Below are 25,626 nucleotides of genomic sequence, written 5' to 3'. Positions count from 1 at the left end.
ACTAATAATTAAGACTTACGATTAAGAATAAAGCCACCAATTAACTCTAGTGGTTTAATCGTTTCACTAAGGCGCTCTTCATTAAATCCACGCTCAAGTAAGCTTGTGCGAATCTCATGTAGAATATCATTTGCTTCTTCGATTAGAGCATTTGCTTCGCTTTTTATATTTTCGACATTTGGATGAACTTGATCAAGTTCAACAATATCCTTGAGATCTTCACCTTTTTGATAAGCATCCATTTTAAGAGGATTCTTATCAAGATAATCATAGATTACAGAATTTACAAGGTTGGCCTCAAGATCAAGATGGGCATCTTTAAGACTTTCGCCATCACTAAAGTCCAGAGTATCATCAATCATTTGAAAAGCTATACCAATAAGATGTCCAAAGCGTGCGGCCTTATTAGCTATCTCTTCATCTTCTAGCCCAACATATGCGCCAGACCAGCAACACCATCCCATAACTGAGGCAGTTTTGTGAAAAGCAATTTTCTCAATAACTTCTTTTGAATAGATTCGACTCTCAAGAGCATCAGATTGTATCCACTCGCCAATTGCAAGCTCTTGAATGACCTGAGACATCGTTTGTAAAATCTTAACGGAGCCAATTTGTGATAGGCTTAGAATCACATCTGCTAGTAAGTAATCACCAGCTAAAACGGCCTTCTTATTTGATGCTTCCACATTAATTGAAGGATTTCCACGCCTTTGCGTTGCATTATCAATAACATCATCGTGAGCCAGAGAGGCTGCATGAACCATTTCAATTGCACGGGCACAGATTGTTACATCATTCTTATCGTGGGCGTTAAAGAAGTCCGCCATTAAATAAGTAAGCATTGGACGAAGACGTTTACCGCCAGAAAGTACTGTTTTTTCTAGGGCATCTTTCACTGCTTCTAAGCAATTAGAAGACTTTATCTCGAGGTCAATATTAACTGACTTATCCAAGATTTGTGGAGGAATGGATTCTAAAAATTCGTTCATTGTTTTTTCCGTTTTAATATAATTACCACTTGTCGATATAGGCCGTAAATGATTAATATAACGCAAATACTATTAAAATATCATGCATTGCAAAAACGCAGAGGTTAAAACAATATGAGTAATAAAGAACTCGCAAACAGAAAGACTAAATCGTTTGAAATTTTCGACAAAATTGCAGGAACATATGATCTCTTAAATCATATCCTCTCTTTTGGCGTTGATATTTATTGGAGAAAGATTGTTATCGCAAATCTTCCAAAGAAAGAAAAACTACAATGCCTAGATCTTGCATGCGGTACAGGAGACCTAACCATTGCATTAGCACGAGCAAAGAATGTAGAAAGTGTTACTGGTATTGATCTTTCAAAAGGCATGATTGAAATTGGTAAGAAGAAGATTACAAATAAGAAATTAGATAATGTCGCAAAAATGCAAATTGGTGATGGAGTAGAAATTCCAGCTGCTGATGAAACATTTGATGTAACAAGCGTAAGCTTTGGAATCAGAAACTTTCCAGACTACAAGACTTCTTTGCGTAATATGTATCGAGTAATTAGACCAGGTGGACGAAGCTTTATCTTAGAATTCTCAATACCTAAGAATGCACTTTTTAGAGGGATCTACTTCTTCTACTTTAGATACCTACTTCCATTTGTTGGAAATTTAATTTCAAAACATAAAGATGCTTATACATACCTAAATCAAACAGTAGAAGACTTTCCATATGGTCAAGAGTTTGCTGATGAGATGACGAATGCAGGATTTAAAAACGTACGTTTTATTCCTCTTACGTTTGGTATAGCCACTCTTTATATTGGAGACAAGTAATTGCGCCTAGCTGCTAATAATTTACAAATTGATATCATTAATCAGCTTATAAAGCTTGATCCAAATGACGAGCGTCTAGTTAAAGGGCCTATTTACACCCTCTTCAAACTAGAAGCTGGCTTTAATAATATTTCATCAATTATCGATTTATTTCAAACATATCGAAAGTTTTATTTTTTAAATAAAGACAAGGATTGTGAATTCCTTGCTCTAGGTTCTTGGCAGGACTTTAACTCTCTTTATCACTATGAAGATATTGAAAATCTCACGAGAGAGCACGACTTCTTAAAAATATGTGGTGCTCAAAGGTTTAAGTCAGAACCAGATTGTTTAGAATGGCATGGCCTAGAAGATTGTTCATACTTTGTTCCAAAAGTTATTATCGATGGTGGGAATCAAGGTGTTGATATTAAGATCATACTTCCTAATTCATATTTTGAAGATGATAACGCCAAGAAAGAAGCTCTTCACAAGTTGGCCATCTCATTAGAGCCAAATCCAAAGCATATGCATAGTGAATATAACCATATAACAAAGAGTATCTCTGCCACTAGTAAAACTCAGTGGGGAAAAATGGTTAACGAGGCAGTAAGTAAAATAAAAGAACAGGACCTCAAGAAAGTCGTTCTATCTCGTAAATTAAAATTCACATTCAAGCATCCAATTTGCGCTTATGAACAATTTAAAACACTGAAAGAAAATAATACAAATAATAGTTATAATATTCTTTTTCAATTCTCTGCTAATCAGTGTTTTTACAGTGTCACACCAGAGACTCTTTTTAAGATGCAGGGGCGCAATGTTTATATCGACTCTCTTGCTGGAACAATAAAGAGAGGAAAGAATAAGCAAGAAGATGAATTCTTAGAAAAGACATTACTATCTAATGAAAAAGAATTAGAAGAGCATCGCCATGTTTCAAGTTATATTGAAGATGCACTGAAAAAACTAACTAAAGATCTTCACATTACAAAGAAAGAAGAAATCTTAAAGCTAAAATATATCCAACACATTCATTCTAAATACGAAGGTGTTTTAAGTGATGATGCAAAAGCAAGTGATATAATCACTGGACTTCATCCTACACCAGCTGTTGCGGGACTGCCTAAGAAAGAGTCAATTGAGCAAATTGACCAATTAGAAAAGAGCTCTCGTGGACTTTACGCTGCACCAATAGGATTCTTTTCTAAGGAAAAGACTGAATTTGCAGTCGGGCTTAGATGCGCTTTAGCAGACAAGCAAGACCTTCATATTTATGCAGGTTGTGGAATTGTAAAAGATTCATCTCCTGAAAAAGAATGGAATGAAACAACAAATAAAATGAGAAACTTTACGGAAGTTATCAAGGCCAAATCATGGACAAATTTCCAATAACACAAAATATTTCTCGCCTATGGGCATCGATCATCGTTGATGAATTGGCAAAGAATGGCATCGTCAACTTCTATACGGCACCGGGTATGCGAAACGCTCCTGTTTTAGCAGCGGCCCATTACAATGAAGATATAAGAACGTACTCATTTCTTGATGAGAGGGCCCTGGCCTATCGTGCACTAGGAAGATCAAAAGTAAGTGAATCGATTCCTCTTCTTACTTGTACATCGGGGACGGCCATGGCCAACTTTGCTCCTGCTGTTATTGAGGCCAATAAATCAGGCCTGCCACTGGTTATCTTATCTGCTGATAGGCCAAATGAACTTGTAAAGACAGACTCAAATCAGACAATTGATCAGACAAGAGTTATCGACTCACATACATGCTATAACTTAAACCTCGAAGCACCTAATGAAGCTCTAAGTGCAACGAGATTAAGAACATTGATCTCAACGGCAATTGGCCGTGCAAAGATAAATCGTAGGCCTGTGCATATCAACTTTCCTCTTAGAGAGCCTTTAGATAATACTGAAGGTTATATCTCACAAGAATATTTAAAGGCATCACTTGAGAGTTTTCATAAGAATGGTGCAAAGGTTATCTCAAGCGCTTATCAGAATTACCAAATGGAATTTAATCTTCAAGAAAGACTTGTAAAGGCAAAGAACCTCCTTCTTGTTATTGGAAAACTTGATGGCAAGAAAGATATTGATCATTACAGAGAGTCGTTAAAAAGCATACGAATTCCAAAGTATCTTGATATTACAAGTGGATTGAAATATGAGTTTTGTCTTGAAGACTATCTAACTCCAAATTTTGATCACCCAGAAGTATTAAGTGTATATGAACAAAATCCCCCAGATCTAATTATTCATATTGGTGGAAGACTAGTATCAAAACACTATTATAATTATCTGGAAAAAACAGATTGTGAGCTTCTACACGTAACAAATGTAGACTTTGATCACGATCCTGGTTTTTCTAATACTCAAAAGATTATTTGTGACCCACTCTCCTTTCTAAAAGGTCTTGCAAAACTTGAGCTTGAACAAGCTCCACCTGTTATGTGGCATGATTTTGTAGAAAAGAAGAGGGCCGTAATTGAAGAGTCTGGCCTAACTCAGCCTTTTATTTCAAAGAATATTATAGAAAAAATTGATTTAGACTATGATCTTCTTATAGGTAATTCAACAATTGTTAGAAGCTTTGATAACTTTGTTTCAAGTAATCTACGTCGCCATGTTAAAGTTTTCACAAATCGTGGAGTAAGCGGTATTGAAGGATTCATGGCCACACTAATGGGGCTAAGTGATGAGAATGATCGTCCAAAGCTATGTTTAATAGGAGATATTTCTTTTAAACACGATCTGAACTCACTTTATATGCTAAACCAAGCTGCCCGTGAAAAGAAGAATTTAACAGTTATTATCATCAATAATTTTCAAGGTGATATCTTTAACCTACTTCCAATTGCTAAAGAAAAAGACTTTCTAGATCTACTTACAACACCACATGATGACCGATTTGATAAAGTTATTGGAGCATTTGAAGAATTAGAATACAGCTCATGTGAAACAAAAGAAGACTTTAATAAGCAAGTACTAAATGCTTTAAAGAATCAAGGTGTAAATATTATTGAGGCCATTACAGACAATGCTTCAAACTTAGAATTATTTAAAAAATTAAAAACTGTAAAACGTTAAAGATATGAAAGATAATATAAAAGGATTTATTCTAGCCTCAAGGCCAAAAACTCTACCGGCAGGTGCATCACCAATTATTATGGCAACGGCATTGGCCTATAGTGATACACAGAAGTTTTCCTTACTTATCTTTATCCTAACTCTACTATGTACTGTCCTATTACAAATTGCTTCTAATTTAATAAATGATTATTACGATACACAAACAGGCGTTGACACTGAAGAAAGACTTGGCCCAACACGCGTAACTAGTAGCGGACAATTAAAAGCAAGTACAGTGAAGACAATGTTTATTTCAACTCTAGTGCTCGCCTTCATTCTCGGTATCTATCTCATGTATGTCGGTGGCCCTATTATTATCGCAATGGGACTAATTTCGATGCTAGCGTCATATCTATATACAGGTGGCCCATTTCCTCTATCACACTACGCTTTAGGTGAATTACTAGCACTTATCTTCTTTGGCTGTGTTGCTGTCTGTGGTGCCTATTATCTCCAAACGAAACAAATCACAAATTCAGCACTGCTTCTAAGCCTATTTCCAGGTTTTTTAAGTAGTGCAATTATGGCCATTAATAATGCCAGAGATATCAATAGTGATACAAAGGCCAAGAAATTAACTCTTGGAATTCTTTTAAATAAATTAAGGCCAAACCTTTCTAGTTGGCTTCCTCTTATATTTGTAATTTGTGCAAATATTGTCATTATCGTTCATAGTGTAATTTATGAACAATGGTATTTGAGTGTTGCCGTTGTAGGTCTTGCCCTTCCTTTTCTAAAAACGTGGATATATCTTATTTTAAATAGGCCCTCAGTAGAGTATAATAATAGTCTGGCCAAAACTGGAAAGTTCTTATTCTTATCATCTCTTATTTACGGGGGACTTCTTTGGATAAATTAGAATTACATTTAACTTACAAAGAAAGAGAAGAGTTTATAAAGCCTTTTCATGCTAAAGCTCGAGAGATTAAAGGCTCTGACTACTATCACTGTGAAGTTAAAATCAATGGTGAACTCTACACTAGTTATGTAAATTACTTTGAATTCTTCTATGATGGCCAAGACCTAAGAGAAACATACGAAATTATCTATGATTTAAAATCATTCCTGGAAAAACCAATTGAAGAAGCGACAATAATTGATGCCCCTCAACTCCCAAAGAATATCATTGTTGCCTTTGAATATGCCTTAATTAAATATTATATAAAACACAGCACACATCACTGCTTTTTTACACAAGACAACACTGTTAAAATTAATCTCCTCTTTCAATCAATTAAAACCAATGAGATTAAAAATGGTGATGTGATTAAATATAAAATCACACCAACTCCTAATATAGGAGAAGTTATAAAAAATCTTGAATTAATGAGTAACAAAGGCGCCATCATTCGCTTAGATGGTAATCGCAGCCTTGATCCAGACCAAATTGAAAGTCTCTTCTACAACCTATCCCCAGAAGTGATCGCAAGTATTGAATACTTTGAAGAGCCATTTGATAAACTTGATAAGTGGTCTCACCTTGCTTGCTCTCAAGATATTCCACAGGCCATTGATGAAAGCTTCAAGTTTAGTGAACATTCAAGTATTGCTGAGGATATAAATCATATCATTATTAAATTTGGTGTGAATTGCAGCGTTTTTGAATATTTTCAATTAAAAAAAGATGATCGCAAATGGCAGATCACCATCACTAGTGGCTTTGAAGCGCCTAAGCTTTTCAATCTTGCCACTCACCTGGCCTCACGTGAAAGAAATGCCGCAGGGCTATCAACCTTTATGTTTTTTAAGAATGGGTTAAAATTAATAAAAGACTACTCTAAAGAAGAGTCTATTATTAAGGCCTTTAGGCTTATTTAACATTCATTAAGGAGGATTCATGTTTAGAGCTATCACACTATGTGCACTGCTAACATTCGCTTCATGTTCAACTATGCATCACGGAAAGTCTTGTTCAAGAGACGCTAAAGCTTGTTGTAAGAGCGATAAAAAGAAGAAAGATTGCTGCAAGAAAGACGGTCAATGTGATCGTAAGTCTAAGAAATCTCAAAAAAAGTCTTAGAATAAAAGCATACTAAAATGAGCGGCCTGCATATTTTGCAGGCCTTCTTTTATTCTCAATTAGAGCTATAATATGTAGAGATAATAGGAGATTATCATGAAAAAATTAGCCTACATTTTAACTGCGACAACACTTATTTTATTGACTTCATCATGCGCTTCTACTTCTAGAGATGTAGCAAGTGAAAGAGGTGAATGTAAGGAAAGACGTATTCCTGACCACTCTCAATATTACGAAGATTACGAAGAGTGTAAGAATTACTAATTCCCTACCTTAACACAAAACTGTTTTTACACATTGATAAGTTCTTGATAAATCTTCTCTCATATTAATACGCCAAATTAAGAGAGAGAAGATGTTTAAGAAATCCCTATTTTTATCATTGTTGCTACTTTCTAGCTTCAATTCACTAGCTGTAAATTATAACGTCAAAGCATTCTTAGTATTAGATCTACTAACTTTAGAAAAAGTTGGTGACGATAGTACGAAAGCAGAAATGGGTTATGGTACAGCAGATGTTAAATTCTACTTCAACCACAATGAATGGAGCGCAAAGTTTAAGCTTGATATTGACGCTGTTGAAGAAGCAGGTACAACTGTTGACCTAATGGAAGAAGCGGTTCTTTCATATCGCTTCAACAACAATTGGAAGCTTACAGGTGGTAAAGGAAAGGTTCCTTTCTATACTATGCACTTTGGTATTTCTGAAAGAAATATGATGGATGGTGGTTACCTAACTCAAACGTATTCAAGCATGAGAGCTGGATACTTTAAGAGAAAGTACTTATTAACTCTTCGTTATGGTGGTTGGCGACAAGGTCAAATTCACGACGTTACTTTCTTTGGAAGCAACCAAATGGCAAGACGTGATCGCGATGATGAGTCTCGTCCATATCTTCCTAATGGGGACGATGAAATTTCATACGACACAGAAAGAACTTTTAATACAAACTTTCAAAAAGGTTTTGCTTATAAGGGTAGAATTATCCCATCAAGAAATCATGAAATCATCTTTGGTGCATTCTCTTATTGGAGAGATATCGATCCTAAAGAAGATTACGGTTTCTCACTGGCCTACCAATTCGAAAATCGCGACTGGAGTGTATGGACAGAGGCCCTTTATGGTTACTGGTCAGCTCACCCAAATGATCGCTATACGAAACTGAGACAAGAATCTTATAACGCTCAATTAGGTTTCCTATATCGCTTAGCAGATAAGTGGAACGTCGGGATCAACCTTGAGTACTCATTCGTAACTGATCGTGCTCACGATAGAAATGATTACCCAGCAGACTTCGGTCAATCAAATTTCAATGATGGAAACCTAAGACACGTTAGCCTTTATAAAGCCGATATTGGTGCTCAATACCAAGTTGGAAGAAACGTACAGCTAAACGGTGGTATTCTAATCGAGCGTCAAATTGATGAGGAAACAAGTACGAATGTATTTGGTAACCCAGAGAAGACAAATGCTTATGCTCTTAACTTCTCATTAACAACTTGGCTTTAATCAATTTAAGTTAAATTAACTAACAAATAATCATTAGCACCTCTTAAAATATATTTATTTAGGAGGTGCCTAGTGGCCATCGAACAATTCATAATCATTCTCTTTATTGGTGCTATTGCTGGCTGGCTGGCCGGAAGCCTGTACAAAGGTGAAACCTTTGGCCTCGTTGGAAATATCATCGTGGGTGTAATGGGATCATTCGTAGGAAGCTTTGCTTTCCATCTAGTAGGCCTTACAAGTTATGGCCTTATTGGAAGTATCATAATCTCCACCATCGGCGCTATCGTCTTTCTAGCAACTCTCCAGCTGCTACAAAAACTCTGAAATATCATAGACTAAGCGTGGAGCTAGGATTATAATACGCCCCATGGGCCTAATGTTTATATTTCCAGTATCTAAAGAAGAAAGAGATCGTATCACTATTAACGAACAAGGACTTACTCTAAAGACCTATGGATTACCTATGGTTTTCTGGGGCTACCTTCTTGCTGCAGCAACTGTTGTCTTTGCCATGTTTATTGGCGTAAAAGGGCCACTTGTAAAACTCTATGAAACAGGTGATTCAATTAACCAGGCATTAGTTATTGCTGTAAGTGCGACTCTGATTCTACTGCCCCTCATTACATTATGTTTTTATATGTATGAGAAGTTCATCATAAAAAAAGACGACAAGCTAATTATCAAGCATCGTCTATTCTTCATTCCGATATTAAAGAAAGTACACAAATTGGAATCGAGTGATTCATTTAGTATTGATCACTTTATGGACTCTCCAAATGTTGCAAAGATGCAACAAGACCCAACAATGCGTGGCTTCGAAAACAAAGGATATTTCCAACTTTTTGCAAAGCTGGATAACGGAAAATATATCTTTGTGGATCGTTCTAATAGAAAAGCAGACCTGAAAAAGATTCAGGCCCTACTTTGTGAATTTTAGAAATTATTTTATTCTTCGTCTTCTTTGATTGGCTTGATATTCTTTGGACGGCGTCCACCACCAAGTCTCTTTGCCTTTGAGCGATCACCTTTTTCCCAGTGATTCTTCCAATCTTCTTGGCGAGACTGCTTATCTTCCCATTTTGCCTGACGCTCACTCATTACTTTTTCAACTTCATCCTTCTTGCGAACTTTGAAGTTTCCTGAGCGTTTAAGAGCAGAAAGCTTTTCATTAACAACTTTCTTATTCTTGGCCTCACGCTTGGCCTCGACACCCTCTTTTGAGTGATCTGACATATCAATTGTCGTCTCACCATTAACGATGGTCTGGCATGACATACGCTCCTTAGTAATGTGAAATACATTACCTAGAAGTTTCGTTTCAACGTCAGTTGGTTCATTTAGATTATCTGCACCGGAGAGAACTTTTACAATACAATCTGTACAAGTTCCGTGTCCGCCACAACTAGAATTAACATAAATTCCATTCTTTTTAAGATGCTCTAATAATGACATCTCGTCATCAACATAGATGGTCTCATTTGATGGTGCTAATGTAACTTTAAACATGATATAGGCCTACGTGATTTTTATTGAGGTTGGCCAAGCGTAGACTAAACAGTCTTCTTGATCTTACCTTCAATCGTTTCTAAAATTTTTCCCTTAAGAGGCTTTAGCATGAAAGAGAGGTCAAGATCAACTAAGCAGTAAGAATCTTCAAACTTTAGCTTCAATTCAAACCCTTTTCCTTTAGCTAGCATGGAAAAATTACCATCATCTGTCGTAACATCCGCTTTAACATTGAATTTTGCCACATATTCTGGAGTAACAGCGGCCTTTCCTAGATTATATGCTTCTTCTTGAGAAGATGCTTTATTGTAATTTACTTTTAAACTCATACTTATTCCTTATTTCGTCCCAGTTGAACCAAATCCACCAGCTCCACGCTCAGTATCACTTAATTCACTTACTTCACTTACACGGGCCTGCCAAACTGGTGCTAGAACCATTTGGGCAATACGCTCACCGTGCTTAATAACAAAGTCCTCATTTCCAAAATTACCTAGGATAATTTTGACTTCACCGCGGTAATCGCAATCGATAGTCCCAGGTGAGTTTACAACGAGAAGATCTGTCTTAAATGAAAGGCCAGAACGAGGACGAATTTGAACCTCATATCCATGAGGGATCTCAAAGCTAAGTCCTGTTGGCACTAGAACACGAGCTCCTGGAGCAATCACAAGAGAGTCTTTATTCTCTAAATGAGCACGAAGATCAGCTCCTGCTGCACCAGTCGTTTCATATTTAGGAAGATCGAAGCTAGAGTCAAAATGCTCTAGCTTCTTTACTTTTAAATCAACAACTCGATCGATCATAAGAGTAATTCCTACTTATTACTTCTTGTCACCACGAGGCTTTCTGTCACCGCGAGGCTTTCTATCACCTCTTGGTTTACGATCACCGTCACGAGACTCACGTGGTTCACGCTTTGGAGCGTCTTTTTGAGCTTCTTCTTCAGTCTTACCGTCTTTTCTCTTTAGAGCTTCAACGGCCTTGATAGAAAGCTTAGCGCGTCCCATTTTATCAATTTCAAGAACCTTGATCTGAACTTCTTGACCTTCGTCTAAGTAGTCACCAGCATCAGTAATTCTCTCATCTGCAATTTCAGAAATATGAACTAGTCCACCAACTCCTGAAGCGATATCAACGAATGCACCATAATCTTTAAGGCTAGCTACTTTAGCAGTATAAGTCTTACCAACTTCTGGTCCATTCATCTGTAGACCAACTAGTGCCATACATTCATCAATTGCTTCTTGGTTAGTTGAGATGAACTTAGTTGTTCCATCTTCATCAATTTCGATAACAAGATCGAAATCTTCTTGAAGCTTCTTAATATTCTTTCCACCAGGCCCGATAAGTCCACCAATTTGATCTTGCTTGATCTGCATTGATTTCATTACAGGTACACCCTCTTTAAGAGTCTTTCTTTCAACAGAGATTGTTTTTGCCATCTCTTCTAGAATATGAAGACGACCTTCTCTTGCTTGTGCCATTGCTTTTTCAACGATCTCTTTTGTAAGACCCGTGATCTTAATATCCATTTGAATCGCTGTGATACCTTCTGTTGTACCAGCAACTTTAAAGTCCATATCACCAAGGTGATCTTCGTCACCAAGGATATCTGTTAGAATTTTAAATCTTTCACCATCAGTTACTAGACCCATAGCAATCCCAGCAACAGGTGCTTTAAGAGGAACACCAGCATCCATCAGTGCCATTGACCCTGAACATACAGAACCCATTGAAGAAGAACCATTTGATTCTAAAACTTCACATACAAGACGAGTTGTATACGGGAAATCAGTTGGAATAACGGCCTTAAGAGCACGCTCAGCTAGGTTTCCGTGACCTTGCTCACGACGTCCTACACCGCGAACACCACGTGCCTCACCTACTGAATATGGAGGGAAGTTATAGTGTAGGTAGAATTGGTCTTCTTTTGTACCAATAATACGGTCACTCATTTGAGCACCTTTACTACCACCAAGAGTTACAGCTGCCATTACTTGAGTTTCACCACGAGTAAATAGAGATGATCCGTGTGGTACTTTAAGTACATCTGTTTCAGTTTCGATTTCACGAACTTCAGCAAGTCCACGTCCAGCAATACGCTTTTCTTCATCAAGAATATCACCACGTAGCATTTCATACATTAGCTCATCTACACCTTTGTATGCTTCTTTTCCAAATGCATCGTCTTCAGTTAGACCAAATGCCGCTGGATCAGCTGCCATTGCTTCTTTAACTTGAGCTTCAATTGCTTTTACAGCTTTTTGTCTCTCTAACTTATCAGTAATTTTTAGAGCTTCACGAGCAGTTGCTGTGTAGTCTGTTCTAATTTTTTCAAGCATTGTTTTGTTAGCAGCTGCTGAAACGAATTCACGCTTTTCTTTACCAACTTCTTTTTGAATATCAGAAAGGAATGAAACAAATCCTTCAATTTCCTTTTGACCATAGAAGATAGCGTCAAGTACATCTTGCTCTGGAGCAACTTTCGCCTCACCTTCAACCATAAGGATTGCATTATCACTTGCTGCAACAACGATTTCCATATCTGACTCTTCCCACTTGTCGTGGTCAGGGTTGATAACAAATTGACCGTCGATACGACCAACTTTACAAGTACCAATTGGACCTGCAAATGGAATATCAGAGATAGTAAGAGCAGCTGAAGCACCAATTGCAGCTAGAACCTCAGGGTCACCTTCTGGTGAGTAAGAGATAACAGTACAAGAGATAACAGTGTCAAACATATACCCTTCTGGGAATAGAGGTCTAAGAGGTCTATCAATTAGACGAGCATTTAAAGTCTCACCTACTGAAGGACGACCTTCTCTTTTAAGGAATCCACCAAGGAATTTCCCTGCTGAATAAAATTTCTCAGTGTACTCAACTAAAAGTGGGAAAAAGTCTTGCCCATCTTTTACTTGAGTTGCAGAAGTTGCAGTAACAAGAACTTGTGTACCACCACTAGTTACGATTACAGAAGCATCTGCTTGTTTTGCCATACGGCCAGTTTCGATCGTAATGTCTTTACCACCGAAGTTGTAAGTAAACTCACGTTTGTTGTTTAACATAAAAACTCCATTTTATATTTTTGAATGTATGATGAATTTTTTCTTTAAGAATTGAGGATGATCTTGAGAAATCCAAAGAATATGAAAACTTAAAAACCTCATCCAAATCGCGAGTTCCTAAATTTTAATATCCCTTAAATCCCTAGACTGTCCTTGTCTGCTTATCAAAAAAATTCGTTACTTAATTTTAGCTTTTTAAATAAAAAAAAGGAAGCATAAAGCTTCCTTTCTTTTTATCTTGGCTTATTTTCTTAGACCAAGTTTCTTAATTAGTGACTTGTAGTTATCTTCATTTTCAGTAGATACATACTTAAGAAGACGACGACGACGTCCAATCATCTTAAGAAGACCACGGTTTGAAGAATAATCGTGCTTGTGTGAACCAAAGTGCTCTTTAAGGTTGTTAATTCTTTCTGTAAGAATTGCAACTTGAACCGCTGCACAACCGCTATCTTTTTCAGATGCTCCAAACTCTTTACCAAATTCAGCTACGATTGATGCTGTTTTTTCTTTTGTAATCATAATTTCTCCTAAACTTACCAAATACCGAGCAAGGAAGTTATTTTCCAGGCCAAGTATAGGGCGCAATATTTTGTGCATACTATCTTATAATTTCACTCATGTAAACCTTTAAGTTATCGAGAAGACGGGCCTCGATCTGGCGAATACGCTCTCGAGAGACCCCATAATCGTCAGCGATGGACTGCAGGGAACGCGGGGCATCATTCAATAACCTTTCTTTAAAGATTTCTTGATCACGAGGCTTTAGCCCCTGAATAAATTGATCGAGGTTTTCTTGGAGAAGTTGAAGTGACTGTTTAAATTCAACATCTTGCGCAACATCAGTTGAGTCAGGAAGTAAATCCCCCATTGTCGCACTAGAATTTTCTCCTACTGGGATATCAAGACTAACTTCGGAGCCAGCATCACCTAAGCGCATATCCATGAGGGCCACTGCTTTTTCACTTACATCTAGATTCTGCGCGATTGTCTTATGATCAGGCTTGATCCCTTGGGCCTCAAGACGTTCTTTTTCACGCATTAGATTATAAAAGAGCTTCTTCTGCTCATTTGTCGTACCTAATTTTACTAACTTAAAGTTATCTAGGATGAATTTCAAGATATATGACTTAATCCACCAGGATGCGTAATATGAAAGTTTTGCTCCCTTATCTGGCTCAAATAATGAAACGGCCTTCATAAGACCAATATTACCTTCTTGGATAAGATCCATTACATTTGCATGGGCACTCTTATAATCCATGGCAATTTTTACAACTAGCCTTAAATTAGAGACAACTAGCTTCTTTGCTAATGCAATATCACCTGTTTCACGAAATTGTCGTATGAGAGTCTTCTCTTGCTCTGGAGAGAGAAGCTCGTAGCGAGAAATTTCTTTTAGGTATTGATTGAGCTTATTATCAACTCGTGAAGGGACAGGTAGTTTTGAAGTTAAAGCAGGTAGTGTCTCCTTGATAACCTCAATTTCTTCCTCAAGCGTAAGACCTGAATCAGGTAAATTACTAATATCGATAATATCATCGATATTCTCTTCAGAATCCGAAGATTCTTTAAGCTTCTTCTCATCGATAGAAGGTAGAATCTCGTAGTCAAAGTCCTTTTTTTCGGACTTATCACTATCTTCTAAATATTTGTTTTTATTTTTCTTTGAATCACTCATGAGTGGATGAAATTTAACACTATTTTGCTTTCTCGGCCATAGATTCAATATTATTTAAAACTTCTAATGACTTAATATTTTTAAGATCACGTTCAGATAACTCACTAATAATTCGTTTGTTGCGAATTGCCACAAGAGCAAAAGGGGCTATATTAACTCTTACATCAATCTTTTCCCTTGTCCCATGTGATGATTTTGGCCTTAAAAATTCAATATAATTAAATTGCCTTATCAATTCATCAGTGATTACCGTTGTTAGATCTGCATCAACAGAGAATTGATTGAGAGTCTCTTTAATCTTATTATAATCATTTGCAACATAAAGAGATAAGCGCTCCTTTAGCTCCTTTGATTTCTCCTTATCATCAAATGTTTTGGCCGATCGAATATTTCGATATAGCCACATAAAATCATTATGTGGAATCTCAATTTCAAATTTTAAAGAAACCATATTGTCTATATTTGTCGCTTTATCAAATTCACCATTTAAAACAACGAAATTAACCTCTGGATAACCATGATGCAAAATTGAATCATTACTAGTTTTAACATCAAGTTTCATACTTAAGGCTTCTTCGTAAGGAAGCTTATTAGAATTCTTTTCAAGTAAGTCTTTTGCCCAGTAATCCCAAAGGCTGTCATTAGAAACAGAAACATAACGCTTAATCGTTTTAGAATCTTGAGTCCAAACATTAAACTCTGGAACACGAGTTAATAAAGAAACGAATTGAGCGATTACGATATTTTCATCTTTTTCAAATTTTTTTAATTGATTTTTAAGTGAATCATTAGCACTTGGAGAGAATTTCTTAGAAGCAAATTTAAAATTATCACAATAAGCGACTTTTAGATCAAAGTTTAAATTTGAAGATCCAATTGGCCTAACAATTTCTTTTTGAACTTTTGCTTTTTTATATGGACGACAAATTTGATTTCGACAATTTGCGACTTTGCCATCATTTAACTGATCTTTATAAACATGACTTTCAAGAGCGCTAATTTCGCGAACGATATAGCTCATGACAAGTGAAGAAGAAAGAAAAGGAGCTAAGTTACGAAGATATTTTTCTTGCCCCCCCCATGAACAAGCATAAGAAAATACACCTGTTGTATAATATAATTCATTAACTACGACTTCATTCTCACTTTGAATTTCATTAACATTAGATGCAAATAGGTTTTCTCTTTGAGAATAAGGAAGACGTAATTTATCAATAGAGTTATCAGTATAGTACTTAGTAAATAAATGCTTTAAAAGCCTGTGACTAAATAGAGTCAAGTTCTTAGAACAACTACCAATAAGGCCATTAACTAAATTATCATATTGATCAGATTCAAATTGTAGTTTTTTTGCATAGTGAGCAATGGCCTGCATTGAATAATTGATCATCTTATACTGAAGAGTTGCAACGATACTGCGATAGAACTCATCTCTTTCAAAGATATTTTTAAATCGTAGCTTTGATGAATTTTCACGACAAAAGTATTCTAATTTTTCATCTTCAAGATAGAATTTTCGATAATTATCAATGAGTGCAAAATTATAATCTGAATTTTTAACACGAGACTTCTCTTTTGATTCTTTCAAATTTGAGAAAATCAGATCACCTTGATTTTCTAATGTCGAATTTGTGCGAGCATTTACCTCAAGGGAAAAAACTAACGCTGCCAAAATAGGAAGAGTTATGACGATAAATTTTTTAAGGCATAAAGCTCGCATTCTTCTATCCAAAAGATTTATATAGATTTCCTTTAAGTTATCGGAATTATTCCCGAAAGGTTTAATAAGGTAACGATATGAACAAAGCTAGAAAGTTTTTACCATTCCTGATCATTTTAATGGGTCTTCAGTTAGATCTTATGGCAATCGACCGTACAGCTGAGCACATCGCAAGACGCCAAGCAAAAAAAGAATTAGACCCGCCATATAATATCTATAACGAGATTGAGGCCCGCTACTTTGAACGAGGGCTACAAATAGATGAGCGAAAAGACTTTCTCGATCAATTGGTCATCGCAAAATCACTATTAATAGATGGGCACACTGATGATGCGATACTTGTTTTAAATCGTCAGGCTTTAAAGACAAAGAATTATTCTAAACTTCTTTTAATTAATCGTTTCTTGGCCCTTGCTTACTTTGCAGATACAGACCCTAAGAAATCATCAGAGATTCTACAGAGTCTTTCTAATAATGCTTCCTGGTATTACCAAAATTGTGCATTAAGAATTGTCAGTGCTATGTCAATGCCTGAAGACAAGAAGGATGATATAGAAGAAATCTTTCAAGGTTGCATGAACCATTCAAGGCTAATTGGCTCTTACAAGAATGAAACTTGGTTAAGACTTGTGCTTGAGCATAAGTTAAATGGTTACGTTAGAAGCACAAAAATTAGAGATTACTTCTTAACAAATAATATGGACGATATTGAAGCAGTCTTAAAGTATGGCCTATACTTTTCTCGTCACAAACAAATTCTAAAATATTACGAGACGATACCAGTTGAGTTTTATGCAGATGCGACAATCCGTACGCTAGTTGCAGCAAACCTATATAATAATGGCCAACATGAACAAGCATTAAAATTAGCAGGGGCCATTAATAACTCTAATACTAATAAGCTAAAAGGATTTGAAGAAGTAAAAAAAGAAAATTATAAAACCGCCTACTCCCACTTCATCTCTAACCTACTTAGTAAACCATATTCTATTGCTAATAATAAGCTCATCCTTGCTTCGGCTTGGTTAAGTAGAAATTATAAGAATGCAAGAGTTGCTCTTTCTAAAATTCCAGTTAGCGAAGGTAATTCAAGAGAAAAAGAATTATTAAAAATCAATTTATTACTAAAAGAAAACAAAAATAAAGAAGCAAGATACCTCATGGACAACCTCGATATTAAATACAATCGAAAACTCCCATATGAAGCAGCAATTTTAAGTTCATATATAAAATTAATCAATGATGATCCACAATGGGTACGTCTTAGCGATAAATCGTGTCTAAATAAGAATGTCATTAGCTGTTGGATGCATCTACAATCAAAAATCTGGCCGAATTTTAGTAAAGATGTCTTGGCCTCTGAGAGAAAAATGGAATCTAAAGACATTCAAGATCGTCTTAATTCAATGATCTCTAAAGTAGATATCGAAGACAAGAAAGAGCCAGTCTTAATATATCAAAAAGATGTTTATGAATTAGATCTTAAGTCTTATCCAAAATTAGGAAAAGAATATCGCTAATTAGAATGAGTAACGGTAGCCTAGGTTTAAAATAGTACCACTCATATCAATATCACTATCATTAGAGTTTCCAACAATAGATAGAGAATGATTAATATAGCTTAAATCTCCATAGAAATAACTTCTACGATTAATCCAATACTCTGCCTTCGCTCCTGCATAAAAGCCAAAACCAGACTCCATATCAAATTCATCATCCTCATTTGAATGGTTATATTTAGCTCCACCAAATACAAATATATCATATCGTTTAGATCTTATAACTTTAGCTCCCACTTCCCCTATCAAGCTATTTATAGTGGCCAATGTTATTGTATCTGTAGAACTTAAATAGATAGGGGCCTCATCAATTGAAATTTGGCCACTTAAATAGAAGTTCTCATTTAATAGATAATCTAAACCTAAATTCATATGATAGAATCTTTCGACTTCTTTTGAAGAAGTAAGTTGTTCAAAGTTCTCATTTAGTAATTTAAATTTTGCAAATGGCCTAATAACACCATTTCCAATAAGTATTAAGCTCAACTCAATACCACGTGAAGAAAAATCAAATTCATCATTATTATAAGTATGAGTTAGGCCTTGATTGACAATTGAGACCCCAACAATATTTGCAGAGTACCTTTCGGCCATGGACATTTTCTTACGAGATACATTTTGATAACTTGCTAATAGCAGATTTGATTTTAATAAGTTATTTAACATCTGTTGATTCTTTAGCGATTCATGAGTGTTATTTACTGTTACAAACCCTTTATTTGGATCAATTTTTAAATTCTTTGGTGAAACAAAATTTCCATTTACTGCATTAATGCGACCTATTTTTCTTGGAATATAAACACGAAATGATTCATCAAAAATAGCATCGTTTTCAGGCGGGATATATATCCCTGTTCTTATATCAACAAGACCTCCGGCCTTTGGTGCATACTTCTTTTGGTATGTAGAATATTGCCCTCGATATGATGTAACTTGCTCCGCAGGCCTTAAGAGGTCGCCTTTTAATGGAAATGCAGCAACAGTTGCATCATCACCCTGTCCATAGTCCATCGAGTCTGAATAAAGTGTCATATCAAGATTGGTATTACGATATAGCAGTGTTAATTGGATAGGGTTAATCTTAACAGGCATTGAAGCGGGCCTAGCATCATGAAATGTTGCACTATATTGCCCACGATAGAGAGTTGAAACATTCTTTCTCTCATCTCCAAATAAAGTATCATTTGCTAATTTTAGCTTTTCACTAAGTCCAGTATCTTTATGAAATTTGTACTTAAGCTGACTACCTTTAGATGAGCGTCGATAGATTAAGCGTTGGCCAGCACTTAGATCATGAGTCTTATCAATTCTTTTAAATGCGGATTCACCATTAAAAGAGAGTAGGCCAGTTACATTATTAAATAAGTTATAGCTCAATAAAAAATCAGCTGTCTCGGCCGCGGCAACAGCACTATTTGTGCGAATAAAAATACGATCAAATTTACCTTTCGTAACCTTTCTTTGCTTCTTAGCAATAACACGAATATTTCCATCATGAAGTGCGATTAAATCTCCAGCAAAGGTAGACTTTAATTCAATCGTAACCTTTGAATTGGGACCAATGATAAGAATATCACCACGGTCATTAATGAAGCGTGCATAGCTATTGCTTGCAGTCATAATAAGAGTATCTTGATTGATACCAATAGCACCATTGATACTATTTCCATCAATTTTCTTCATTTGATCTTTATGAAATAAGTTAATATCACCTCGGCCTGAAACTAATTCAAAAGCTTCAACGCTAGTAATTAAAAGCGATATGAATAAGAATATAAAAGAGTACTTAAAAGTAGAAAGCATTGAAATTCCTAGAAAAATTAATTCAATATAATTTTACTAGAAAGTACAAAGTAATCAACAAAGAATCTTGTCTTATTTATCTTCTTTAAACTCTAATCCATCAAAGATATAGCGAATACGCTTATCTTCAACGACAGTTTCAATTGATACTGGCCTTTTCCATACTTTATAAATATTGGCCATTGTATCACTTGCCTGAGTTAAATCGAGATCAACACCTTGGTGGACATGGCGAAGAAGTAACTCTCCACGATTCTTATGATTAGCAGACTCAACTTCAATGATTGGTGAGCCAAAATTTGTTAGTTGATTTAGTAGCTTTGACTTAATTTCTTTAAAGTCACGAGTTTCAATCTCATTTCTTCCTGTTCGAGAATTGTACTTATATGTAAAAAGCTGCATGCGGTTACAAAACTCTTCAGTGAAGAATTCATCGATAAAAGTGATGTCATTATGAGTACGGCGAACTTCAAAGATCTTTTCGCGTCCTTGATTTGTTTCAATATGCCAATTCTCTTTTTCTTGGAGATTTGTACATTCTTGATATTCCTTTCCGAATTTACCAGTATCCCAGCGGTATTCAATATCACGCATTAGCTCAATACCTATCTTATAAGGATTAATATTTTGCTTACTCATGGCCATAACACCAGAGTGGATATCTGCGAAATCAATAATTTCTGAGCTATTTAACGCCTTCTTTGTCAGAATCTTAGAGTGCCAATAAGAGGCCCACCCCTCATTCATAATCTTTGTCATTCTTTGTGGAAGAAAGTAATAAGCTTCTTCTCTTAAAATACCGATAACATCGGCCTGCCACTCTTCAATTGGAGCATGCTGCATTAGGAAGCTCATAATATCACGTGTACCACGAACTTCATCATCAAGTAACTCTAGAGGTGTCTTCTTTCTTTCTACAACATCCTCATCAGCTTCGCCTCTTGCCATTTTGGAGTTCATAAAAGAGCGAAGAACTTGAGATCTCTCATCTTTATGTTCATACTCTTCATCTGCTGAAGTTGCTTGCTTCACTTCCCCTTGGAAGAGAACGTTAACATCAAGAAGATTTTCAAAAGAGAGGATCGTATCGATAAACTCTTCGACAGTATCTTGGCCATAGCGATCCATATAACGACGAATTTTAGTGCCATGATTGGCCATAACATCCATCATGCGACGATCTGTATGGCGAAACCAAGCGTTATTTTTAAAGAAATCAGCATGGCCATAAACATGGGCCATAACTAATTTTTGGTCCACATAACGATTTGAGCTTAAAAGATAAGCATAACAAGGGTCAGTATTAATAACGAGTTCGTATATTTTTTGGAATCCATAAGTATTCCCCTTTGCAAGGCGATCATACTCAAGGCCAAAACGCCAGTGAGGGTAGCGTGTTGGGAATCCACCGTTGGCAGCTAAAATACATACTGTATCGTAGTCACAAACCTCAAAAACGACTGGATAGAAGTCTAGGCCGTAATCGAGTGCATAACCAAGTACTTCATCTCTTAGTTTTGCTAACTCTCCTGATAATGGTTTTGTTCTTTCCATACTACTCATATATTTATTACCTTTTTAAAATTACTTTCCTGGCCCTAAGAATTCTTTGATGGAATCAAGGATTGCATCCTTGTTTTTAATTTTACTTAAAATAACATCCTCATGCTTTTCACCAAATTCTTTGGATAAATCTTTATAAAACTGGCCTGAACCGTAACGAGATTCAACTTGCCCGTAAAAGAAAGCATTAGAGTTTGGAATAATAGAGCTTTTTAAAAGATCGACACAGACCTTTGTATCCTCCGCTGACCAATTATCACCATCAGAGAAATGAAATGGGTAAATATTCCATTCATCTGCATTGTAATCAGCATCGATAATTTCTTTACATAACTTAAATGCAGATGAAATTAGTGTTCCACCACTTTCACGAGTTCTAAAGAAAGTATCCTCATCAACTTCCTTAGCTGTTGCATCGTGAATGATATAACGAATTTCAATATCCTTATATTGAGACTTAAGCCACAAATTGATCCAAAAAGACTCTGTTCTAACGATTTCTTTTTGCTCATCACCCATTGAACCCGAAACATCCATCATATAGATAACCACAGCAGAGTTTTCAAATTCAATTTTTGAATTACTTGCTCGGTATCTCATGTCTGACTTAATTGGAACAACAACGGGATTATTTGGATCATAAGTTCCCATTGCGATCTGACGCTTTAAGGCCTCTTTAAATGATCTCTTATAGTGCTTAAGAGAGTCTGGCCCAACAGTACCAATACTAGTGTATCGATCCACTGTTGATTCCATATTCTTCTTACCCTTTGGCTCAATTTTTGGAAGTGCAAGTTCATCTCCTAGGATTGAAGCAAGTTCATCTAAACTCATTTCAACATCAAGGGCCTTCTCACCTTCTTGCTCTCCAGCTTCACCAGGCTCACCTTGACCTTCTCCCGGCTCTCCTTGTCCATCGACTGGATCTCCAGGTTGCCCGTCACCTTGACCAGTTCCACCTTGGCTCTTATCACCGAAACGAAACCTTGGAGTATTAATTGAAGGCATTGGAACTTTGAATTGCCCATTTCCTTTTGGAATCGGCATCTCGCCACCAGCGATATACTTTCTTAGGTTATCACGCACCTTCCCTTTAATAATTTTTCGAAAGCGTGCGTGATCTCTTTTAATTGGATGATCCATTTGGTCTCCGGTAATTGGAGCGTACTAAGTCTATGACTTAGCACTGTCTCCTTTTGCAAAAATACTTGCCACATAATTAAGAGCATCTGTTGCTGAAATTTCACAGTAACCATAATTCTTAATTAAGCGTGACTTGATAACATCGATCTTCTCTTGAGTTTCCTTATCAACAACATTTGAAATAATTGTTGTAAGTTTGATCGCATCTTTTTGATCTTCAAAAAGCTTCAGTTCAAGTGCACGGTGAAGTCTTTCATTCATCTTGTAATCAAATTGTTTTCCTTCGATTGCAAGAGCTCCGATGTAGTTCATAATTTCACGTCTAAAGTCATCTTTACGAGACTCAGCAATATCGATTTTCTCTTCGATACTTCTCATGAAACGCTCATCAGATTCTTCAAGTTTACCAGTGTACTTGTTACGAACTTTCTCTTTTTGAGTGTAGGCCTTAACGTTATCAATATAATTTGCACATAGAGTTTCAATTGCAGACTCATCAAGAGAGATTGCTTTTTGAACATCGTTTTTAACGATATCAGTATACTCTTGACGAACAATCGCTAACATCTCACGGTACTTTTCAGCGGCATCTTGATTATTGGCCATTGAATGCTTAAGTCCACTTTCTAGTTCATTGAAAACCATAAATGGATTTAGAGAACCAGTGTGTCCATACTTAACTAGAGCGTTAGAGATTTTATCTTGAATATAACGAGGAGAAATACCTTCAAGTCCTTCTCTTACGGCCTCTTTACGTAGTTCTTTTACGTTATCTTCATTATAACCAGTTAGAGTTTTTCCGTTATAAAGTTTTAACTTTTGAACAAGAGTTAGATCAGCTTTCTTTGGCTCTTCAAGCCTTGTTAGCACGGCCCACATTGCTGCCATCTCAAGCGTATGAGGAGCGATATGAACATGAGGAATTTTTTCAGCGTTAAAGTCACGTTGATAGATTCTTACCTCATTATCTAAACGAGAAATATATGGAACATCGATCTTAACCGTACGGTCACGAAGTGCTTCCATAAATTCGTTATTTTGAAGTTTTCTAAATTCTGGCTCATTTGTGTGACCAAGAATAACGAGGTCGATATCTGTTTGAGCAAATTTCTTAGGCTTAATTGATTGCTCTTGAGAAGCACCAAGTAGATCATAAAGGAAAGCTACATCAAGCTTAAGCATCTCGATAAATTCGATAACACCGCGGTTAGCGATATTGAACTCACCATCAAAGTTAAATGCACGTGGATCTGAATCAGAACCATATTGAGCAATTTTTCTATAATTGATATCACCTGTTAACTCTGTCGAGTCTTGGTTTTTCTCATCTTTAGGTTGGAAAGTACCAATACCTAGACGATCTTTTTCAGAAAGAATAAGTCTTTTAACACGGATATGGTTTTCCATAACCTTCATGAAGTCACCGTCATACTTAACCATATACTCTTTTAGAATATAACGGTCGGCCGGACAAACTTCTCCGCGAATTTTAACTTTATGACCCTTATTACCTTTATTGATATTATCAAGAAATTCTTTTCTAACTTCATGTGGAATAAGCTTTAATGGGTCTTCATGCATTGGCGATGGGAAAACTTTTTGTCCGCCTAAAATATCTGACTCTTCTTCGTCATACCATTCAAACGTGTATAGTGCACCTTCATCAGTTCTTGAATAGTGTTCAAGACCTTTTTTAAGATTTCTTGCAATTGAAGACTTGGCCGAACCAACAGGCCCATGAAGTAGAAGAACCCTTTTCTCTGTACCATAGCCAAGAGCTGCAGCCTTGAAAAAGTTCACAAGTTTCATTAAGTGAACATCGATACCAAAAACAGCATCCTTACCACCACCGATTGGATCATCGAAAAAATGATAACGTGTGATTTCTTTTTTATATTCAAGATATGTACTTGTTTCAAATGACATGATCATGTCATAAATTCGTTGAAAGGAATTACGAGCAATTCTTGGATCTTCTGAAACAAGATCGATATAGTCTTGAAAACTACCCGTCCAATGTAAGTGAGCAAAGTCTTCGACCCTGTAATTCTCACTCATAAATTCATTCATATTCATTTTAGTCATATTATCTCCATCCATGAGTTGCATATTAGCAAGCTAAAGTCCTAAATATATTATAACGTGATAATTTCACTTAAAGCAAAGAAACTATTAAAAAAAATTCCATTAGTTTAATTTATTCAAAGTGCATTTTGACACCATAAAACACTCAAGTATTTCTAAGAAAATGGGCAAAAATAAATGACCAACAAAAGTATTTGACTAAAATTCCTATCCAACTGAAAATAAAGAAGAATTGATATTAAATGACTTCAGACAAGGGAAAATATGAATACGATCTGTGCTGGCGTTTCAGATATTGGGCGCAAGAGAGAGACAAATCAAGATTCTATTTACATTAGCAATAACACAAAACTTTATATTGTTGCTGATGGCATGGGTGGACACTCAGGTGGAGAACTCGCTTCAACAATGGCCATCAAATACCTTGCAGAAAAAGTCAAAGATAAAATCAACTCCCAACCACAAGAAGAATTAGGTCAAGTTCTTCAAGAATCTGTTCTATATGCCAATAATAAGATAAAAGCATATGCCGATAGTGAACCTGCTCTTAAAGGAATGGGAACGACTGTCGTCAGCCTTCTCTTTGATGACGAAAGTGCAAAGATTGCAAATGTTGGTGACTCAAGAGCTTACGTCATTTCAAATGGACAGATTTTTCAATTAACAAAAGATCATTCTGTAATACAAGAAAAGATTAACTACGGAATCTATACACGTGACCAAGCAGCAAAAGATCCAAATAAAAACTACCTATCACGTACGGTGGGCTTTGAAGAAGATATTGAAGTTGATATTTATGATTATCGACCGCAAAAGGGTGATATCTTTCTTCTGTGCTCAGATGGCCTCCACGGTAAATTAAGTGACGAGGATATTCTTTTTATTATCAAAGATATGATTGACAACACCGATGACGTAACTCATCAAAAACTTCATGACTGTGTGCAAACTTTAATTCGCCAGGCCAACGAACACGGTGGACAAGACAATATATCGATAATTCTTACGGTAGTTAATTAATTTAACTTC

23 protein-coding genes and 1 pseudogene are annotated in these 25,626 nt (G+C 36.1%); 12 read left to right on the top strand and 12 right to left on the bottom strand.

The window, feature by feature from the left end; all coding sequences use genetic code 11:
- Window positions 1–8: 8 nt before the first annotated feature.
- Entirely contained in the window at window positions 9–989 is a 981-nt protein-coding gene (locus tag BALOs_RS07430) for a polyprenyl synthetase family protein (RefSeq protein WP_115362499.1), read from the bottom strand.
- Window positions 990–1,103: 114 nt separating this feature from the next.
- Between BALOs_RS07430 and ubiE the strand changes: the two genes are divergently transcribed.
- The 10 genes from ubiE (at window position 1,104) to BALOs_RS07385 (ending at window position 9,403) form a co-directional block, all read left to right on the top strand.
- Window positions 1,104–1,817, top strand: a complete 714-nt coding sequence (gene ubiE, locus BALOs_RS07425; protein WP_120404765.1) for a bifunctional demethylmenaquinone methyltransferase/2-methoxy-6-polyprenyl-1,4-benzoquinol methylase UbiE — start codon at window positions 1,104–1,106, stop codon at window positions 1,815–1,817.
- A complete protein-coding gene (locus BALOs_RS07420) occupies window positions 1,818–3,191 on the top strand; it encodes an isochorismate synthase MenF (protein WP_120404764.1) in 1,374 nt (457 codons plus the stop codon).
- Window positions 3,173–4,894: a 2-succinyl-5-enolpyruvyl-6-hydroxy-3-cyclohexene-1-carboxylic-acid synthase gene (gene menD / locus BALOs_RS07415; RefSeq protein ID WP_120404763.1), complete on the top strand. Its 1,722-nt coding sequence runs from the start codon at window positions 3,173–3,175 to the stop codon at window positions 4,892–4,894. Before BALOs_RS07420 ends, menD begins: the two co-directional genes overlap by 19 nt.
- 4 nt (window positions 4,895–4,898) lie before the next feature.
- A complete protein-coding gene (gene menA, locus BALOs_RS07410; RefSeq protein ID WP_120404762.1) occupies window positions 4,899–5,795 on the top strand; it encodes a 1,4-dihydroxy-2-naphthoate octaprenyltransferase in 897 nt (298 codons plus the stop codon).
- Window positions 5,783–6,754, top strand: coding sequence for a hypothetical protein (locus tag BALOs_RS07405; protein ID WP_120404761.1), 972 nt, complete (start codon window positions 5,783–5,785; stop codon window positions 6,752–6,754). The genes menA and BALOs_RS07405 overlap by 13 nt, the downstream gene beginning before the upstream one ends.
- Before the next feature lie 19 nt (window positions 6,755–6,773).
- Window positions 6,774–6,956, top strand: coding sequence for a hypothetical protein (locus BALOs_RS07400; protein ID WP_115362487.1), 183 nt, complete (start codon window positions 6,774–6,776; stop codon window positions 6,954–6,956).
- A gap of 96 nt (window positions 6,957–7,052) precedes the next feature.
- On the top strand, window positions 7,053–7,220 hold the full coding sequence (locus BALOs_RS15200) for a hypothetical protein (protein WP_158536886.1): 168 nt from the start codon (window positions 7,053–7,055) through the stop codon (window positions 7,218–7,220).
- A 91-nt stretch (window positions 7,221–7,311) separates the two neighbouring features.
- Window positions 7,312–8,466: a hypothetical protein gene (locus BALOs_RS07395; protein WP_115362485.1), complete on the top strand. Its 1,155-nt coding sequence runs from the start codon at window positions 7,312–7,314 to the stop codon at window positions 8,464–8,466.
- 72 nt (window positions 8,467–8,538) lie between these two features.
- Window positions 8,539–8,790 carry a GlsB/YeaQ/YmgE family stress response membrane protein gene (locus BALOs_RS07390; RefSeq protein ID WP_199506656.1) on the top strand — a complete coding sequence of 84 codons (252 nt, stop codon included), beginning with the start codon at window positions 8,539–8,541 and terminating at the stop codon, window positions 8,788–8,790.
- Between the two features lie 43 nt (window positions 8,791–8,833).
- A complete protein-coding gene (locus BALOs_RS07385) occupies window positions 8,834–9,403 on the top strand; it encodes a hypothetical protein (protein ID WP_120404760.1) in 570 nt (189 codons plus the stop codon).
- 8 nt (window positions 9,404–9,411) lie between these two features.
- Here the strand turns inward: BALOs_RS07385 and BALOs_RS07380 are convergent, their stop codons facing one another.
- The 7 genes and pseudogenes from BALOs_RS07380 to BALOs_RS07350 form a co-directional block, all read right to left on the bottom strand.
- Window positions 9,412–9,972 (bottom strand): 2Fe-2S iron-sulfur cluster-binding protein, encoded by a 561-nt coding sequence (locus BALOs_RS07380; RefSeq protein ID WP_115362481.1) that lies wholly within the window; start codon window positions 9,970–9,972, stop codon window positions 9,412–9,414.
- A gap of 44 nt (window positions 9,973–10,016) precedes the next feature.
- Entirely contained in the window at window positions 10,017–10,301 is a 285-nt protein-coding gene (locus BALOs_RS07375) for a polyhydroxyalkanoic acid system family protein (RefSeq protein WP_115362479.1), read from the bottom strand.
- Between the two features lie 9 nt (window positions 10,302–10,310).
- Window positions 10,311–10,778: a dUTP diphosphatase gene (gene dut / locus BALOs_RS07370; protein ID WP_115362477.1), complete on the bottom strand. Its 468-nt coding sequence runs from the start codon at window positions 10,776–10,778 to the stop codon at window positions 10,311–10,313.
- A gap of 177 nt (window positions 10,779–10,955) precedes the next feature.
- Window positions 10,956–13,043 (bottom strand): annotated as a pseudogene (gene pnp / locus BALOs_RS07365) (polyribonucleotide nucleotidyltransferase); the annotation flags it as partial.
- A 243-nt stretch (window positions 13,044–13,286) separates the two neighbouring features.
- The gene (gene rpsO / locus BALOs_RS07360; RefSeq protein ID WP_199506655.1) at window positions 13,287–13,565 is read right to left on the bottom strand and encodes a 30S ribosomal protein S15; all 279 of its coding nucleotides are present in this window, start codon (window positions 13,563–13,565) and stop codon (window positions 13,287–13,289) included.
- Between the two features lie 79 nt (window positions 13,566–13,644).
- Entirely contained in the window at window positions 13,645–14,724 is a 1,080-nt protein-coding gene (locus BALOs_RS07355) for an RNA polymerase factor sigma-32 (protein WP_120404759.1), read from the bottom strand.
- A gap of 19 nt (window positions 14,725–14,743) precedes the next feature.
- Entirely contained in the window at window positions 14,744–16,444 is a 1,701-nt protein-coding gene (locus BALOs_RS07350; protein ID WP_120404758.1) for a hypothetical protein, read from the bottom strand.
- A gap of 77 nt (window positions 16,445–16,521) precedes the next feature.
- On the opposite strand from BALOs_RS07350, the gene BALOs_RS07345 reads away from it, so the two are divergent.
- Window positions 16,522–17,964, top strand: coding sequence for a hypothetical protein (locus BALOs_RS07345; RefSeq protein WP_120404757.1), 1,443 nt, complete (start codon window positions 16,522–16,524; stop codon window positions 17,962–17,964).
- Here the strand turns inward: BALOs_RS07345 and BALOs_RS07340 are convergent, their stop codons facing one another.
- The 4 genes from BALOs_RS07340 to BALOs_RS07325 all read right to left on the bottom strand — a co-directional run bounded on the left by BALOs_RS07340 (window position 17,965) and on the right by BALOs_RS07325 (window position 24,597).
- Window positions 17,965–19,806 carry a hypothetical protein gene (locus BALOs_RS07340; RefSeq protein WP_120404756.1) on the bottom strand — a complete coding sequence of 614 codons (1,842 nt, stop codon included), beginning with the start codon at window positions 19,804–19,806 and terminating at the stop codon, window positions 17,965–17,967. It abuts the gene before it with no gap.
- A gap of 72 nt (window positions 19,807–19,878) precedes the next feature.
- Entirely contained in the window at window positions 19,879–21,360 is a 1,482-nt protein-coding gene (locus BALOs_RS07335; protein ID WP_115362465.1) for a SpoVR family protein, read from the bottom strand.
- Window positions 21,361–21,390: 30 nt separating this feature from the next.
- Window positions 21,391–22,512: a DUF444 family protein gene (locus BALOs_RS07330; RefSeq protein ID WP_115362463.1), complete on the bottom strand. Its 1,122-nt coding sequence runs from the start codon at window positions 22,510–22,512 to the stop codon at window positions 21,391–21,393.
- Window positions 22,513–22,542: 30 nt separating this feature from the next.
- Window positions 22,543–24,597: a PrkA family serine protein kinase gene (locus BALOs_RS07325; protein WP_115362461.1), complete on the bottom strand. Its 2,055-nt coding sequence runs from the start codon at window positions 24,595–24,597 to the stop codon at window positions 22,543–22,545.
- 264 nt (window positions 24,598–24,861) lie between these two features.
- On the opposite strand from BALOs_RS07325, the gene BALOs_RS07320 reads away from it, so the two are divergent.
- On the top strand, window positions 24,862–25,617 hold the full coding sequence (locus BALOs_RS07320; RefSeq protein ID WP_115362459.1) for a Stp1/IreP family PP2C-type Ser/Thr phosphatase: 756 nt from the start codon (window positions 24,862–24,864) through the stop codon (window positions 25,615–25,617).
- The last annotated feature ends 9 nt before the right edge of the window (window positions 25,618–25,626 follow it).

The organism is Halobacteriovorax sp. BALOs_7 (genome assembly GCF_003612895.1).
Classification (GTDB): Bacteria; Bdellovibrionota; Bacteriovoracia; order Bacteriovoracales; family Bacteriovoracaceae; genus Halobacteriovorax_A; species Halobacteriovorax_A vibrionivorans.
This window is presented reverse-complemented; position numbering and strand designations above follow the sequence as displayed.

Bases quoted from the DNA above. Each gene is read 5' to 3' on its own strand.
- BALOs_RS07430 (WP_115362499.1), bottom strand. From the start codon at position 989: ATGAACGAATTTTTAGAATCCATTCCTCCACAAATCTTGGATAAGTCA.
- ubiE (WP_120404765.1), top strand. From the start codon at position 1,104: ATGAGTAATAAAGAACTCGCAAACAGAAAGACTAAATCGTTTGAAATT.
- menD (WP_120404763.1), top strand. From the start codon at position 3,173: ATGGACAAATTTCCAATAACACAAAATATTTCTCGCCTATGGGCATCG.
- menA (WP_120404762.1), top strand. From the start codon at position 4,899: ATGAAAGATAATATAAAAGGATTTATTCTAGCCTCAAGGCCAAAAACT.
- BALOs_RS07400 (WP_115362487.1), top strand. From the start codon at position 6,774: ATGTTTAGAGCTATCACACTATGTGCACTGCTAACATTCGCTTCATGT.
- BALOs_RS15200 (WP_158536886.1), top strand. From the start codon at position 7,053: ATGAAAAAATTAGCCTACATTTTAACTGCGACAACACTTATTTTATTG.
- BALOs_RS07395 (WP_115362485.1), top strand. From the start codon at position 7,312: ATGTTTAAGAAATCCCTATTTTTATCATTGTTGCTACTTTCTAGCTTC.
- BALOs_RS07385 (WP_120404760.1), top strand. From the start codon at position 8,834: ATGGGCCTAATGTTTATATTTCCAGTATCTAAAGAAGAAAGAGATCGT.
- BALOs_RS07380 (WP_115362481.1), bottom strand. From the start codon at position 9,972: ATGTTTAAAGTTACATTAGCACCATCAAATGAGACCATCTATGTTGAT.
- BALOs_RS07375 (WP_115362479.1), bottom strand. From the start codon at position 10,301: ATGAGTTTAAAAGTAAATTACAATAAAGCATCTTCTCAAGAAGAAGCA.
- dut (WP_115362477.1), bottom strand. From the start codon at position 10,778: ATGATCGATCGAGTTGTTGATTTAAAAGTAAAGAAGCTAGAGCATTTT.
- rpsO (WP_199506655.1), bottom strand. From the start codon at position 13,565: ATGATTACAAAAGAAAAAACAGCATCAATCGTAGCTGAATTTGGTAAA.
- BALOs_RS07355 (WP_120404759.1), bottom strand. From the start codon at position 14,724: ATGAGTGATTCAAAGAAAAATAAAAACAAATATTTAGAAGATAGTGAT.
- BALOs_RS07350 (WP_120404758.1), bottom strand. From the start codon at position 16,444: ATGCGAGCTTTATGCCTTAAAAAATTTATCGTCATAACTCTTCCTATT.
- BALOs_RS07345 (WP_120404757.1), top strand. From the start codon at position 16,522: ATGAACAAAGCTAGAAAGTTTTTACCATTCCTGATCATTTTAATGGGT.
- BALOs_RS07340 (WP_120404756.1), bottom strand. From the start codon at position 19,806: ATGCTTTCTACTTTTAAGTACTCTTTTATATTCTTATTCATATCGCTT.
- BALOs_RS07335 (WP_115362465.1), bottom strand. From the start codon at position 21,360: ATGGAAAGAACAAAACCATTATCAGGAGAGTTAGCAAAACTAAGAGAT.
- BALOs_RS07330 (WP_115362463.1), bottom strand. From the start codon at position 22,512: ATGGATCATCCAATTAAAAGAGATCACGCACGCTTTCGAAAAATTATT.
- BALOs_RS07325 (WP_115362461.1), bottom strand. From the start codon at position 24,597: ATGACTAAAATGAATATGAATGAATTTATGAGTGAGAATTACAGGGTC.
- BALOs_RS07320 (WP_115362459.1), top strand. From the start codon at position 24,862: ATGAATACGATCTGTGCTGGCGTTTCAGATATTGGGCGCAAGAGAGAG.